The sequence below is a fragment of the Enterobacter sp. 168J2 genome, assembly GCF_034107265.1.
GTDB classification, from domain to species: Bacteria; Pseudomonadota; Gammaproteobacteria; order Enterobacterales; family Enterobacteriaceae; genus Enterobacter; species Enterobacter nematophilus.
The window spans coordinates 64,363-78,468 of record NZ_JAWNEB010000001.1 but is presented as its reverse complement, the minus strand read 5'-3'; the positions used below and the strand labels follow the sequence as shown (position 1 = coordinate 78,468).

16 protein-coding genes are annotated in these 14,106 nt (G+C 54.5%); 6 read left to right on the top strand and 10 right to left on the bottom strand.

The genetic code is table 11. From position 1 onward, the window contains the following. Positions 1 to 45: 45 nt before the first annotated feature. Positions 46 to 1,011, top strand: coding sequence for a lipoyl synthase (lipA, locus tag USG84_RS00370; RefSeq protein ID WP_008501032.1), 966 nt, complete (start codon positions 46 to 48; stop codon positions 1,009 to 1,011). An 80-nt stretch (positions 1,012 to 1,091) separates the two neighbouring features. Here the strand turns inward: lipA and tatE are convergent, their stop codons facing one another. Together tatE and USG84_RS00360 are read right to left on the bottom strand one after the other, a co-directional pair. Further along, positions 1,092 to 1,292 (bottom strand): twin-arginine translocase subunit TatE, encoded by a 201-nt coding sequence (gene tatE / locus USG84_RS00365; protein WP_028012332.1) that lies wholly within the window; start codon positions 1,290 to 1,292, stop codon positions 1,092 to 1,094. 126 nt (positions 1,293 to 1,418) lie between these two features. Continuing rightward, positions 1,419 to 2,207, bottom strand: coding sequence for a deaminated glutathione amidase (locus USG84_RS00360; protein WP_320738101.1), 789 nt, complete (start codon positions 2,205 to 2,207; stop codon positions 1,419 to 1,421). 67 nt (positions 2,208 to 2,274) lie between these two features. Between USG84_RS00360 and crcB the strand changes: the two genes are divergently transcribed. Next, on the top strand, positions 2,275 to 2,658 hold the full coding sequence (gene crcB / locus USG84_RS00355) for a fluoride efflux transporter CrcB (protein WP_041910922.1): 384 nt from the start codon (positions 2,275 to 2,277) through the stop codon (positions 2,656 to 2,658). 218 nt (positions 2,659 to 2,876) lie between these two features. Here the strand turns inward: crcB and cspE are convergent, their stop codons facing one another. Together cspE and pagP are read right to left on the bottom strand one after the other, a co-directional pair. Then, entirely contained in the window at positions 2,877 to 3,086 is a 210-nt protein-coding gene (cspE, locus tag USG84_RS00350; RefSeq protein ID WP_002439184.1) for a transcription antiterminator/RNA stability regulator CspE, read from the bottom strand. A 190-nt stretch (positions 3,087 to 3,276) separates the two neighbouring features. After that, positions 3,277 to 3,894, bottom strand: a complete 618-nt coding sequence (gene pagP / locus USG84_RS00345) for a lipid IV(A) palmitoyltransferase PagP (RefSeq protein WP_061098886.1) — start codon at positions 3,892 to 3,894, stop codon at positions 3,277 to 3,279. A gap of 393 nt (positions 3,895 to 4,287) precedes the next feature. Here pagP and dcuC point away from each other — a divergent pair, with 393 nt between their 5' ends. Together dcuC and rna are read left to right on the top strand one after the other, a co-directional pair. Next, positions 4,288 to 5,655, top strand: a complete 1,368-nt coding sequence (dcuC, locus tag USG84_RS00340) for an anaerobic C4-dicarboxylate transporter DcuC (protein WP_061098887.1) — start codon at positions 4,288 to 4,290, stop codon at positions 5,653 to 5,655. A 94-nt stretch (positions 5,656 to 5,749) separates the two neighbouring features. Continuing rightward, the gene (gene rna, locus USG84_RS00335; protein ID WP_151412727.1) at positions 5,750 to 6,559 is read left to right on the top strand and encodes a ribonuclease I; all 810 of its coding nucleotides are present in this window, start codon (positions 5,750 to 5,752) and stop codon (positions 6,557 to 6,559) included. Here rna and USG84_RS00330 read toward each other — a convergent pair. Further along, entirely contained in the window at positions 6,553 to 7,173 is a 621-nt protein-coding gene (locus USG84_RS00330; protein WP_151412726.1) for a flavin reductase family protein, read from the bottom strand. The two genes, rna and USG84_RS00330, sit on opposite strands and share 7 nt — an antisense overlap. A gap of 260 nt (positions 7,174 to 7,433) precedes the next feature. Here USG84_RS00330 and rnk point away from each other — a divergent pair, with 260 nt between their 5' ends. Beyond that, positions 7,434 to 7,844 carry a nucleoside diphosphate kinase regulator gene (rnk, locus tag USG84_RS00325; RefSeq protein WP_061098890.1) on the top strand — a complete coding sequence of 137 codons (411 nt, stop codon included), beginning with the start codon at positions 7,434 to 7,436 and terminating at the stop codon, positions 7,842 to 7,844. A gap of 123 nt (positions 7,845 to 7,967) precedes the next feature. Here the strand turns inward: rnk and USG84_RS00320 are convergent, their stop codons facing one another. Then, complete coding sequence (locus USG84_RS00320) at positions 7,968 to 9,206, bottom strand: zinc-dependent alcohol dehydrogenase (protein ID WP_028012324.1); 1,239 nt, start codon at positions 9,204 to 9,206, stop codon at positions 7,968 to 7,970. A gap of 181 nt (positions 9,207 to 9,387) precedes the next feature. Between USG84_RS00320 and uspG the strand changes: the two genes are divergently transcribed. Beyond that, positions 9,388 to 9,816, top strand: a complete 429-nt coding sequence (gene uspG / locus USG84_RS00315) for a universal stress protein UspG (RefSeq protein ID WP_028012323.1) — start codon at positions 9,388 to 9,390, stop codon at positions 9,814 to 9,816. A gap of 39 nt (positions 9,817 to 9,855) precedes the next feature. On the opposite strand, the gene USG84_RS00310 is transcribed toward uspG, so the two are convergent. From USG84_RS00310 to USG84_RS00295, 4 genes are read right to left on the bottom strand one after another with little or no spacing between them, the layout of a single operon-like run. Continuing rightward, positions 9,856 to 10,623: a dimethyl sulfoxide reductase anchor subunit family protein gene (locus tag USG84_RS00310; RefSeq protein WP_151413407.1), complete on the bottom strand. Its 768-nt coding sequence runs from the start codon at positions 10,621 to 10,623 to the stop codon at positions 9,856 to 9,858. Further along, the gene (locus USG84_RS00305; RefSeq protein WP_080327917.1) at positions 10,623 to 11,180 is read right to left on the bottom strand and encodes a 4Fe-4S dicluster domain-containing protein; all 558 of its coding nucleotides are present in this window, start codon (positions 11,178 to 11,180) and stop codon (positions 10,623 to 10,625) included. Before USG84_RS00305 ends, USG84_RS00310 begins: the two co-directional genes overlap by 1 nt. Next, entirely contained in the window at positions 11,177 to 13,453 is a 2,277-nt protein-coding gene (locus USG84_RS00300; protein WP_320738100.1) for a molybdopterin-dependent oxidoreductase, read from the bottom strand. Before USG84_RS00300 ends, USG84_RS00305 begins: the two co-directional genes overlap by 4 nt. Next, a complete protein-coding gene (locus tag USG84_RS00295; RefSeq protein ID WP_151413405.1) occupies positions 13,450 to 14,025 on the bottom strand; it encodes a molecular chaperone in 576 nt (191 codons plus the stop codon). Before USG84_RS00295 ends, USG84_RS00300 begins: the two co-directional genes overlap by 4 nt. Positions 14,026 to 14,106: the final 81 nt, after the last annotated feature.

The following is a 14,106-nucleotide window of genomic DNA, read 5'->3' as shown; positions in this document are numbered from 1 at the left end:
ATTGAAACGCTTTCCTTCGATATTCGCAACTGGAACACGCACGCTATGAGTAAACCCATTGTGATGGAACGCGGTGTTAAATACCGCGATGCCGATAAAATGGCCCTTATCCCGGTTAAAAACGTGGCTACAGAGCGCGAGGCGCTGTTAAGAAAACCGGAATGGATGAAAATCAAACTTCCGGCAGACTCTTCGCGTATCCAGGGGATCAAAGCGGCGATGCGTAAGAATGGCCTTCACTCTGTTTGTGAAGAAGCCTCTTGCCCGAACCTTGCTGAATGTTTCAATCACGGCACCGCGACGTTTATGATTCTGGGTGCTATCTGTACCCGCCGCTGCCCATTCTGCGACGTGGCGCATGGCCGCCCGGTGGCCCCCGATGCCAACGAGCCGCAAAAACTGGCGCAAACCATCGCCGACATGGCGCTGCGTTATGTGGTTATCACCTCCGTTGACCGTGACGATCTGCGTGATGGCGGTGCTCAGCACTTCGCTGACTGCATTACTGCTATCCGCGAAAAAAGCCCGAACATCAAAATCGAGACGCTGGTTCCCGACTTCCGCGGCCGTATGGACCGCGCGCTGGATATCCTGACCGCGACGCCGCCAGATGTGTTTAACCACAACCTGGAGAACGTTCCGCGTCTTTACCGTCAGGTGCGTCCGGGAGCCGACTATAACTGGTCTCTGAAGCTGCTGGAGCGTTTTAAAGAAGCACATCCGCATATTCCAACCAAGTCAGGTCTGATGGTCGGTCTGGGTGAAACCAATGACGAAATCATCGAAGTGATGCGCGATCTGCGCCGCCACGGTGTGACCATGTTGACGCTCGGCCAGTATCTGCAGCCAAGCCGTCACCACCTGCCGGTACAGCGCTACGTGAGCCCGGATGAGTTTGACGAGATGAAAGCCGAAGCGCTGGCGATGGGCTTTACCCATGCGGCTTGCGGTCCGTTTGTTCGTTCTTCTTACCATGCGGACATGCAGGCGAAGGGCGAAGAAGTCAAATAACGCCGTAATATTCATTTACAGTAATGCAAAAAAACCGGCCTCATGAGCCGGTTTTTTTCGCAAGCCCTCAGGCATTGCCGTTACTCTTTGTGGGAAAGCTTCTCTGCCGGGATGTCGTCAGCGCTTTTCTTCGCGGCTGCGTCATCGTCGTTCATCGCTTTCTTGAAGCCTTTGATGGCAGCCCCCAGGTCACCACCCAGCGTGCGTAACTTCTTGGTACCAAACAGCAGGACGACCAGTGCGGCAACCACCAGCAGTTTGGTAATACTAATCTCACCCATAGATACCTTCTTTACTTAAAACAGGCTGCATTCAGCGCCAAAAACCCGATCGTATTAACGGTCATTTGGCGCGTGCACACAATAGCAATCTGTAACAAGGTGAATCAAGCATTGTTGAAAAAAACATCACAATAATTGCGGTGGCGCAAAGCGACGGTTGCGAAGAACAGGTAATTGCTGACGCGCAAGCGCAACTCTTTCTAAAATTATCTCCGCCATTAGCAGAACCGGCGCTTCCGATGCGGCGGCAATCGTCACTCCCAGAGGATCCACCACCCTGCTCTGCCCGATGTTTTTATTGCCGCACTCCCCGGCGGCAACAACGTAGCAGGTCGTGTCCAGCGCGCGTGCCGCAAGCAGCGTTGCCCAGTGCTGCTCTTTTAGCGGCCCCTTAACCCATGCGGCAGGCAATACCAGCACGTCCGCCCCCTGCAGCGCCAGATGCACCGCCAGCTCCGGGAAACGAAGGTCATAGCAGGTCATCAACCCCACCTTAAACCCGTCGATATCAATGAGCGGCGGGACGACATCTCCCGGATCAACGCGTCGCGACTCCTGGATGCTGAACGCATCATAGAGATGAAGCTTGGCATAGCGCGCAACAATGGCACCGTCACGGATCGCCACGAGCGTATTCACTGCGCGACCCGGGGTAGAGGGAACATGCACGGTTAAGACGGTGGTCATCGTACTGCCCACGCTCTGGGCAAGCAGCTGCTGTAAAAATTCCCCGTCAAGGGCCTGCGCGGACTTAACGGACAAATCCGGGTCGTTATCATCCCTTGCCAGTAACGCCTCAGGAAGCACCAGCAGCGACGCGCCTTTCTGTCGGGCCTGTATCATCAGGTTAACGCACTGAACAGCGTTAACCCGCCAGTCAGGCGTGACCGCAAACTGCCCTACCGCAACATACATATTTGTCCCCTCATTATAAACAGCGTTAAACTCGCTACTCTTACACATCAAATAGCAGGTATTTAGCGTGTTACAACTCCTTTTAGCTGTTTTTATTGGTGGAGGCACGGGGAGCGTTGCGAGGTGGTTACTGAGTATGCGGTTTAACCCCCTGCATCAGGCAATTCCATTAGGGACGCTGGCCGCCAACCTGATTGGTGCTTTTATTATTGGAATGGGGCTGGCCTGGTTTAACCGGATGACCCACATCGATCCCATGTGGAAAGTCTTGATCACCACCGGCTTCTGCGGCGGTTTGACCACCTTTTCAACCTTTTCCGCGGAAACGGTTTTTCTCTTTCAGGAAGGTCGTATCGGCTGGGCGCTGGTGAATATCGCGATCAACATGATCGGATCTTTCGCGATGACGGGGATCGCATTTTGGCTCTTTTCCTCTGTAAGCACGCATTAACTGCCGGAGCGTTAATGTTGGCTTAATTTTTCTCTGTCACTCTGAAGGCAATACTGAACGAGGGTGACAAATGAAACAGAGTCTGATGAGCGCAGGCATGGTGTTGTTGAGCATACTGATCGTGGCCAGCTTCCTGAAAATTTACCTGCTTGGCTGATTCATAACGAAAAAAACCCGCTCATTGAGCGGGTTTTGAAATTCTTGCTGACGCGTCTGAATTACAGAGCGATTACGTTAGCAGCAGAAGGGCCTTTGGCACCGTTAGTGATTTCGAACTCTACACGCTGACCTTCAGCCAGAGTTTTGAAACCATTAGACTGGATTGCAGAGAAGTGTACGAACACGTCTTTGCTGCCATCTTCAGGAGTAATGAAACCGAATCCTTTGGACTCATTAAACCACTTAACGTTACCTTTAATCTTAGACATCAAAATTACCTTTACATTAAAAAACGACACAAATGCTGTGTCGGTTACCAGTACATCAATTGTGGGACCTTTTGTCCAGCGGATCTTTGACAAAAAGTGACTAAAGTCGCGTTAATTTTCACTGACAGATTTTTATCGCTTATGAATCAACGGCTGCGCGTTTTTTCACCAACATGTAACGTTTTGTCAGTTAAAACTGAAAACGCATCCAGGCGAAGTAAACGTTACCGTTGTTATACGTCCCCGGGATGTAGGTCATCTGGAACGTTGCAGGGCCATAGCCAACAGAGGCCAGAGGCAGCAATACAGGGATCGGAATGTACTTCCAGTTGTCGCGCGCGGTCACCCCGGCGGTATAGCCCAGACCCACGTGGAAGTTCTCATCCGCCAGCGGGCGCCAGGTTTTTTCCCAGCCGTAGCCGCCAATCGGTTCCCACTTGTTAAAGGAATCTTTGAAGGCCATCAGATAGATGCCATGCCAGTTTCCTTTATCATCCCAGCGCGACTGACCAAAACCCGCCCCCCAGGGACGCTCGTTATATTTATCCGTCTTCTCTTTGTCGTAAGCAAAGCGCGCGTGCCACGTTATTGCCGGGACATAGAGATCGTAATGTTCAGGCGCTGACCAGGTCTGCGAAACATTATCCGTAAAAGTAGAGAACCAGCCTTTATCCGTCGCGTTGTCCTCTGCCTGTGCAACAGTAGAAAACGTTAACTGACCAATAATAAACAATAAAATAGAGAAAAAAGTATTACGTACAATCACAATGCAATTACCATTCTTGATATTCGAGGCAAAGTTTACCATAAAGTAATTGAACCAAGCCTTAACGGCATCACCGCTACTCTTAAATATCAGGCCGTTTTTCGGGAATATTCTTAAAGCGCCGTTCTGCTTATCCCGAATAATCCCACATCTTGTACGCCTACTGCCTGTTAACCATCAACAGGATTATCAGGCCAGACCACACAAAAGTTTAACATTTTGTTATCATTAGGTAGACATGTTACGCTGTCTTTGCCGGTCAAGATCCTTATGACATAAATGCCTTAGCCATGGCAAAAACGCTGTTATGCTGTTCGTTAGTCGTCTGTTTATTGATTTTAATCAGCAAGGGCGGGCCATTAATTCGGCACATTTTCATCCTTCTTTTTTATATTAATTTTTTATATCTCAGGGCTGAAAGACACAGGGGAAATCATGCTTACGTTTTTCGAACTCCTAATTGGGGTCGTCGTCATTGTGGGTGTAGCTCGCTACATCATTAAAGGCTACTCAGCCACAGGCGTTTTATTTGTCGGTGGTTTAACGCTGCTGATTATCAGCGCATTAATGGGGCATCAGGTTTTACCTGCCAGCGCAGCCAGTACGGGCTACACCGCCACGGATATTGTTGAATATATTAAAATCCTGCTCATGAGCCGCGGTGGCGATCTGGGCATGATGATCATGATGCTGTGCGGTTTTGCAGCCTATATGACCCATATCGGCGCGAACGACATGGTTGTGAAGCTTGCCTCGAAGCCCCTGCAGTACATTAACTCGCCGTATCTGTTGATGGTGGCCGCCTATTTCCTCGCCTGCCTGATGTCGCTGGCCGTTTCATCGGCAACCGGGCTTGGCGTACTGCTAATGGCCACGCTGTTCCCGGTGATGGTAAACGTGGGCATCAGCCGCGGGGCAGCGGCGGCAATCTGCGCCTCCCCGGCGGCCATTATTCTCTCCCCGACGTCAGGTGACGTGGTGCTGGCGGCGAAAGCAGCCGAAATGTCGCTTATCGACTTCGCCTTTAAGACCACGCTGCCGATCTCGATCGTCGCCATTGTGGGAATGGGTATCGCACATTTCTTCTGGCAGCGCTATCTCGATAAGAAAGAGAACATCAGCCATGAAATGATGGATGTCAGCGAAATCACCACCACCGCGCCGGCGTTCTACGCCATTCTGCCGTTCACGCCGATTATCGGCGTACTGATTTTTGACGGAAAATGGGGCCCGCAGCTGCACATCATTACTATCCTGGTTATCTGTATGCTGCTAGCCGCTGTGCTGGAGTTCGTGCGCGGTTTCAACACCCAAAAAGTCTTCTCCGGCCTTGAGGTCGCGTATCGGGGTATGGCAGATGCGTTTGCTGGCGTGGTGATGCTGTTGGTTGCGGCGGGTGTCTTCGCCCAGGGTCTGAGCACGATCGGCTTTATTCAGAGCCTGATCTCCATCGCCACCTCGTTTGGCTCGGCCAGTATTATCCTGATGCTTGTCCTGGTGGTACTGACCATGCTGGCGGCGATGACCACCGGCTCCGGTAACGCCCCTTTCTACGCCTTCGTTGAGATGATCCCTAAGCTGGCTCACTCGTCCGGTATCAACCCGGCTTACCTTTCCATTCCCATGCTCCAGGCTTCAAACCTGGGTCGTACCATCTCGCCTGTTTCAGGCGTGGTGGTGGCGGTTGCCGGGATGGCAAAAATCTCGCCGTTTGAAGTGGTGAAACGCACGTCAGTGCCGGTGCTGGTTGGGCTGATCATCGTCATTATTGCTACCGAAGTGCTGGTGCCCGGCGCTGCCTAAGTGAAATTCCTGATTGCCAAAAAGCGCCTGCGGGCGCTTTTTGTGCTTTAATAACCCACAAAAATGAATTGCGCACAACCAATCAGGAAATCACATGTTCAGGAAGGATATTGTTATCCCGTCTGGCGCAGTAGCGCTTGCACTCAGTCTCTTCTCAGCACAGGCCGAACCTCTCAAGGCCACGCAGTACGGCGATTTCGATCGCTATGTGCTGGCTTTGTCCTGGCAAACGGGTTTTTGTCAAAGCATGGTCGAGCGTAACCGCAATGAGCCGGATGAATGTCGTCTGCAAAAAGAGCGCGACAATAAAACCGATTTTCTGACCGTTCACGGGCTATGGCCCGGCCTGCCGAAATCCATTGCCGCACGCGGCGTGGATGAACGTCGATGGATGCGATTTGGCTGTGCCACGCGCCCAATCCCGAACATGCCCGAAGTGAAGGCCAGCCGCAAATGCGCAGCAGCCGAAACCGGGCTGTCGCTTTCCGGCGCGGCGAAGCTGAACGAGGTCATGCCGGGCGCGGGCGGAAACTCCTGTCTGGAACGGTACGAATATGCCAAACATGGCGTCTGCTTTGGTTTTGATCCCGATGCCTATTTCGGCACCATGGTGAGAATGAATCAGGAAATGAAAACCAGCGCCGTCGGTCATTTCCTTGCGGAAAATTACGGTAAAACCGTCAGCCGTACCGACTTTGACAACGCCGTTGCCAAAACCTGGGGCAAGGAAAATATCAAAGCCTTCAAGCTGACCTGCAACGGTAATCCGGCGTATCTGACCGAGATGCAGATTTCACTGAAAGCAGACACCATTAACGCCCCGCTTTCTGCGGCATCCTTTGCTCCGCAGCCGCATCCAGGCAACTGCGGAAAACAATTCGTTATTGATAAGGCCGGTTACTGATCGCCCACCACCGGTCGCACCATGTCAAACCGGTGTTCGTCACTGATACCATAGTAAGCCGTCGGCCCACCCGCTCGCAGGATGGGCCGCGCTTTCGCCGTCTGGTATATCCCCTCTTCCAGCAGCGTTTCGGCAATATGGATCCCGACCACTTCTCCCAGCACCAGCCAGGTATCCACCGGCGTACCGTCGGCGCCGGTAAGCTGAATGCACTGAGACAGGCGGCACTCAAAATTGACCGGGCTTTCCGCCACGCGGGGAGCACTCACCAGTCGGCTTGCGGCAGGCGTTAACCCTGAAAAGGTGAATTCATCGCGGTCGTGAGGAAGCGTGGCAGAGGTTAGATTCATCGCTTCCGCGAGATCGCGCGTCGCCAGGTTCCAGACAAACTCCTTTGTTTCAACAATATTACGCACGCTGTCCTTCCAGCCGTTGCTGGAAAAGCCAACGATCGGCGGGCGATAGTTGAAGCAGTTGAAGAAGCTATACGGCGCAAGGTTCAGCTGACCGGCCTGGTCGCAAGAGGAGATCCAGCCAATCGGACGAGGGCCGACAATGGCGTTCAGCGGGTCATGCGGCAGGCCATGCCCCTGAGACGGTTGGTAAAAGTACATAGCGCTCTCTCGTTGGTAAGGGTGATGCTTCTCGCAGCGCCCGGGTTCAGAACACACAGCGTAACGCAATCCGCCAGGAATAAAGACTGAATAAATTTCAGTGAAAATTCATATGGCACATGAATGTGACCTTCATCACTTCAAACTTGCGCGTTCAGCCAGTATCATCGGGAGAGTTAAACCCTCGCTGCCAGACGGCGAGGGTTTTCTTTTGGATTGGTTTCTGCGTTAGACGCAGCATTAACGACATGGAGTAAAAAATGTCCAGACCTACAATCATCATCAACGAGCTCGACGCAGAACGTATCGACAGGCTGCTGGAAAAAGCAGAATTCGCCTCACTTCCGGTGGCCGACGCCCTGAATGAGGAGCTCGACCGCGCGCAGATGTGCACGCCAGAGTCCATGCCGCATGACGTGGTCACCATGAACAGCCAGGTGAAATTCCGCAACCTGACCACCGGCGAAGAGCTGACCCGCACGCTGGTTTATCCGGCTCAGATGACCGACAGCAGCGCGCAGCTTTCGGTTCTTGCTCCTGTGGGTGCCGCGCTGCTGGGGCTGCGCACGGGCGATACCATCCACTGGGAGTTGCCGGGCGGTGCCTCCACCCATCTGGAAGTGCTGGAGCTGCTCTACCAGCCAGAAGCTGCGGGCGATTACCTGCGTTAATGTCATTCTGAACAAACGCGACCCGCGTTGCACAGAGGATGCGCCTGCATCCTCTTTCCGAACATCTTCACCCGATTGTGCTTCACCGCGGTACTGTATCTTGACCGCCACCGGCGAGTGTCCTCACACCACGCCGCCCGGGAAGGCATTCACCAGGCCCTTCACTTTTTGCTCAGCGGCCTCAGGCGTTTCCGCGCCGGGCACCAGAATCACCTTCCGGCACTCCTCCTCCCGTTTTTCGAAAATCTTATAGGCACGTTCCGCATCCGCCAGGGGGAGATAATGCGTCACAATCTCTTCCGGCGTCAGCAGCCCTTTTTCGATCAGCGGTAACAGTTCGCCCAGCCAGGCGTGGACGTGCGTCTGGCCCATCTTAAACGTCAGCCCCTTATCGAAGGCATCCCCAAACAGGAAGCCGTGAATAAACCCGGCATACACGCCGGGTACGCTGACCACCCCGCCGCGCCGTACGGCAGCAATGCACTGACGCAATGCTTTGCCGCTGCTGCCCTCGATTTTAAGGTTGCTGAGGATCGTCTCCGTGGTGCTGCCTTTGGCCTCGAACCCGACGGCATCAATGACGGCATCGACACCCCGCTGCCCTGCGGTTTGCTCGATTATCTTTTCCGCCGCGTCGTTATCATCATCAAAATTGATGGGGATAGCACCGTAGCGCGCCTCGGCAAACCGCAGCCGGTAGGGGTGATGGTCGATAACAAAGATCTGCTCAGCCCCTAACAGCCGTGCGCAGGCTATGGTCAATAGCCCCACCGGGCCGGCACCGAAAACGGCGACGCTGGAGCCTTTTTCAATCTGCGCATTTTTTGCCGCCTGCCAGGCGGTGGGCAAAATATCAGACAGGAACAGGGCCTTATCGTCGGATAGCAGCTGCGGCACCTTAAACGGCCCGACGTTGCCTTTCGGCACGCGCACGTATTCCGCCTGCCCTCCCGGCACGCCGCCGTAGAGATGGCTATAGCCAAACAGGGCTGCCGGCGCGGGAATTTGCTTTTTGTTCAGCGCAGCGCCCTGCCCGGCATTGGTATTCTCACAGGCCGCGTACTGCTGCAGACGGCAAAAGAAGCAGTCACCGCAGGCGATGACAAAGGGGATCACCACGCGATCGCCTTTTTGCAGATCCTTCACCTCCCGACCGCACTCGACGATCTCGCCCATAAATTCATGTCCAAAAATGTCGCCGTGCTGCACCTTTGGGATCTTCCCACGATAGAGATGCAGGTCGGAGCCGCAAATCGCCGTGGCCGTGACGCGGAGGATGATATCGTCGGGCTGTTCAATGATGGGATCGGGGACATTCTCAACGCGAACATGGTGCGGACCGTGGTACGTGAGTGCTTTCATGCAACCTCCGAAAGGTTTCAGGTAAGTTTATAAAGGGTAGCTACCCCTGAAAGTCTGCCGGGAAATACGCGTCTTTTGAGATTTATCCTGGCAAGAGAGGAGAAGTGCCGAAGCGCTTACAGAAACCATGCATATTTTGTGGTTGAATGTATCCAGCGTTTATAAACAAGGAGAAACGGTTATGTATAAGACAATCATTATGCCGGTTGATGTTTTCGAAATGGAACTGAGCGACAAAGCTGTGCGCCACGCGGAATTTCTCGCGCAGCAGGATGGAATTATTCATCTTTTACACGTCTTACCGGGCTCTGCCAGCCTGAGCCTGCACCGCTTTGCCGCCGACGTGCGCCGCTTTGAGGAGCATTTACAGCACGAAGCCGAAACGCGACTGCAGACCATGGTCGGGCATTTCAGCATCGACCCTTCCCGCATCAAAACCCACGTCCGGTTCGGCAGCGTACGCGACGCCGTCAATGAACTGGCAGCGGAGCTGAATGCAGACGTGGTGGTGATCGGTTCACGTAATCCTTCCATTACCACTCACCTGCTGGGGTCGAACGCCTCCAGCGTGATCCGCCACACCCATATTCCGGTGATGGTAGTCCGGTAAATACCCACAAAAAACCCCGCTTTCGCGGGGTTTTGTTTATCAGTACAGGTGACCAATATTGACGATGGTGCTGACGGTATCGCCGAAGAAGGTCAGGCGGCTGAGCACCACGCCCACCAGCAGGAGCGCAAACACCGCTTTCTGCATCGGCTGGCGCTTCAGCGACAACGCGCCACCCACAATGCAGCACAGCAGGCTGCCCAGATAGAGCGGCGAGCTTAACCAGGCGTGAGCGGTCATTTTCATGATGGTGCCGCCGCTGAGCCACATCACCGGCGCGGCAATCAGCAGCGCCATCAGGGCAATAATTCCCTGGCGCAGCGCGGCGTTTGATGCTTTCAGCCCGAGCAGCGGCGTTGCGGCACAGCCCATCACCCAGACCGTCGCAAAGAACAGCATCATGGTGATGCCGTTGGCAATAGCCTGCATCGCCGGTGCCGCGTAGGTCATCCCCTGCACCACCACCAGCAGGATCCCGAACAGGGACGCCAGCAGCGCCGCGCCTTTGTTTCCCTTACTCAGGAAGGCCAGCCCAATCATGGCGCCGTAGAGGGTCGCGCCCAGAATTTCGCGGCTCAGCCAGGCATGTTTCAGGTTAATCAACGCGTTGTAAGCATGTTCCGGGTGCGCCAGATGCAGCACCGCGGCGACGGAGGCCACGCCCAGAATCAGCCCGGTAATCAGCCAGTGAAGGCGGGTGCCATGCACTTCACCACGCAGCGTGCGCCAGGTCAGGAGCAGCGTCATCCCAACGGACATCTGGCTCAGCACGGTAAAGATAACGAGCGGTATTTCATACTTTTCCATTATTTATCCCCCGGCTGTTTTGGCTGACGGGCCAGAATGAAGCGCGTACCCGGATTAAGCTGAGGCATCTTCGGGAAGCCCGGCGGATACTGCACGGCATTGTTCGGCAGCGGGTCGGCATCCAGATCGATAATCGTCAGCGCGCCGACCGGACAGGCGTTAACGCAGGCCGGGGCCATACCGATATCCAGACGTTCATAGCACATGCTGCACTTCTCAGCCTTTTGCGTCTCTTCGTTGAAGCGCGGCGCGCCGTACGGGCAGTTGCGGATGCAGTTTTTACAGCCGATGCAGCGCTCAGGGTTATGCACCACCACGCCGTCATCGCGTTTGGTGTAGGCTTCCACCGGGCACGCCGCCAGACAGGCCGGGTTTTCACAGTGGTTACAGGCCAGCGAGAAAAACGCGCGCTCCTCATGCGGATAAATTTCTTTATCCAGAGGATAGACATAGCGCCAGAAGCGATCCGGCTCAAGCTGGTTAAAGCTCTTGCAGGCCATGGCGCATCCGCGGCAGCCAATACATTTATCACTGTTCACTAAAAATGCGCGTCTCATGCGTCTGCTCCTTCATTCGCGATAAGGGCAATGTCGACAAACTGGCTGTGGATCGCCGCGCCAGGCGCGCCGGTTGCCATCTTGCCCATATCGGCTGGCGTATCTTTCACGACGTTCTGCACGTTGTACTTAAGCTTGTTAAACCAGGACTCATACATCACCAGGAAATCTTCCGGCACGTTGGTGGTGATCTTCGCCCGCAGCTCCACTTCGCCCACGTCGTTAAACACGCGGACTTTCGCCAGCTCGCGAATGCCCTTCTTCTGCGCGGCGGCTGGGTGGATATAGACAAACGGCTCCGGCCAGAAGACCTGCATCCAGTCGAGGTTGACGAACTGCGAGTGAAGGCCGTACTGCAAATGCGGGGTGAAGAGATGGAACGGCAGCTTGCCCTCCGCGGCCGGCATATACTCCGGCAGCGCTTTATGGCCGTTCTTTTCACACAGCTCGGAGAGGAACTCATACTTGCCCGATGGCGTTTTAAACTTGCGGTCGTGCCAGGCGGCAGAGCTGACCATTTTGGCTTTCACCGGCCCGTCCAGCAGATCGTCCCATGAGCGGATGCCAAACTGCTTCGCCATGCCCTCATTGAACTCCAGGTCGAGCCATTTTTTCTGGTCAATGTCCTGCGGGAAGGTACAGGAGCCCGGCTCCATTTTATTGATGGTGCGCGAGAGCAGCACGGCAATATCCAGATCGCTCTTGCATTCGTACATCGGTTTAATGGCCGGTTCATTCACCGAAAGCCAGTAGTGCCAGTAAGAAGACGACAGGTTCCAGTGCTCAAAGGTGGTGGTCACCGGCAGCACGATATCGGCATGCTGCACCGTCTCGTTAAAGAACTGATCGACGCAGACCACCATCTCCAGCTTGCTGAAGGCTTTTTCCATTTTGTTGCGGTCAAAGTCCTGGGCAAACGGGTTCTTGCATGCCACCCACAGCATGCGAATGGGCGGATCGTTGGCATCAAGAATGCTCTGCGCGGTCTGGTTCAGGTTCAGCGCGCGGTCGGAATAGTGGCTCTTTTCGCCGCTGTCGCTGACGAACTCCCCTACCGGGCCGCTTTCGCCCACCATGCCAACAGATCCGGCCGGTGGCTTCTGCGTCATCGCATGATAGTTATAGCCCCAGGTCTGCAGGTGGCCGTAGCGGGCACCGCCGCCTTCCACACCGATGTTGCCGGTCATGGCAACAAAAGCGTCGATGGCGCGCACGTTCGCCCCGCCGTTGACGTGGCGCTGCATCCCGTAGCCGATCCAGACGGTGGCAGGGTTTACCGCGGTAAACTCTTCCGCCAGCTGGCGAATTACGTCTGCCGACAGGCCACAGATTTCAGACGCCCACTCAACGGTGATGTTGCTGCGCAGATACTGCTCGAATTCCGGGAAGCCGTGCGCAAAGTTGTTCACAAACTCCTGGTCGACGCGGCCGATATCCAGCAGGTGGCGCGCCATTCCCAGCGCCAATGCGCCGTCCGATCCCGGGCGCACGCGCAGGTACAGATCGGCTTTCGCGGCGGTTTGCGAGAACAGCGGATCGATGACCACCACTTTCGCCCCTTTCTCACGCGCCTGATAGATGTACTTCATGGTGTGCATGGAGCACCACGCCGGGTTTGCGCCCCAGATAATGATGTATTTGGCTTTCACCAGATCTTCCGGGTCGTTACACCACATGTCGCCCATATCGTAGTGCTGGGCATCGATCCCTGCCGGCCAGCATGGCGTACCGGCAAAGCGCGTGGTGTAACCGAGAGAAGACATCATCCCCTCCACGGCATAGCTCATTACGCCGAGGTTGCCGGAGTATTTCGACAGCGCCAGGCCGAGCATAGATCCGTCTTTCTTTTTAATCTCCAGCATCTTGCTGGCAATGCGCTGCATGGCCTCATCCCATGAGATGCGACGCCATTTACCGCTGCCGCGCCCGTCCTGAATCATCGGATATTTAATGCGGTCCGGGGAGTAGACCCGGCGCGGGTAGGTCAGCCCCTTCACACACGGCGCGCCGTGGGTAAACGTGGACTCGCTTGCCCCGTCGACGAAGGTGATTACGTCATCTTTGACCCAGGTTTTTAAGCTGCAGGTGTCGTAGCAGTTACGCGGGCAAGCGTTACGGAAAATTTTGTAGGTTTTCGGGTTAAACGGAATGGGGGGCTGTGCCAGGGCACATCGGGAGGATAATAGTCCGCCGGGTAATGCGGCGACGGTACCCAGCGCAATCAGTCCTTTTAAAAAGGAGCGCCGGTTTAGCTGCCCTTTATTAATACTCATAATATTACTCTCGTTTTTAATTCATCAAACCAATTAGTCAGCTGCGACGCGAGACATTTCATTGCAGATGTTTTTGCACAATCATTTATTTTTGCGATAAACGCAGGGAGCCATAATTCGAGATGGCCGCGCACAAAGCGGGTGAGTGCATCATGATATTGCGGCGAATGTCTGGCATGCACGGAGAGCATCACCGCCAGCTCTATTTCATAGCTGATGTGATCGTCGGGAACGCTATTCTCCTCCGTCACGAACAGCCCAATGCTTTGCAGGAATTCGCGCACGCTCAGCGTTGTGGCCCCCATCAGCAGCGGCTCCTCGTCAAGGTAAACCGAGGCATAAGGCGGCGCCAGCAGCGTCGCAGGGCCGACAAACAGGGCGTTGAAGTCATACTCAACCTCTAACGCCTCATCCTGCTGCCAGGCTTCACTTTCCGGGAATAAAAGGTGTAACGAGGCGCATCGCGATGTCATGTTTGCCGCGTTAAAAAAATCACGAAACGTCAACCCCTTTATTTCAAATGGGGTTAACGCCTCATATATTGAAGAGGTGAATATATCTTTATCATTCATGTTAAATATAAATATTTATCGACACAAAAAACGACGAGATATTATCAGCAGGCTCATTAATTTCTTTGATCGAAGCAGGTA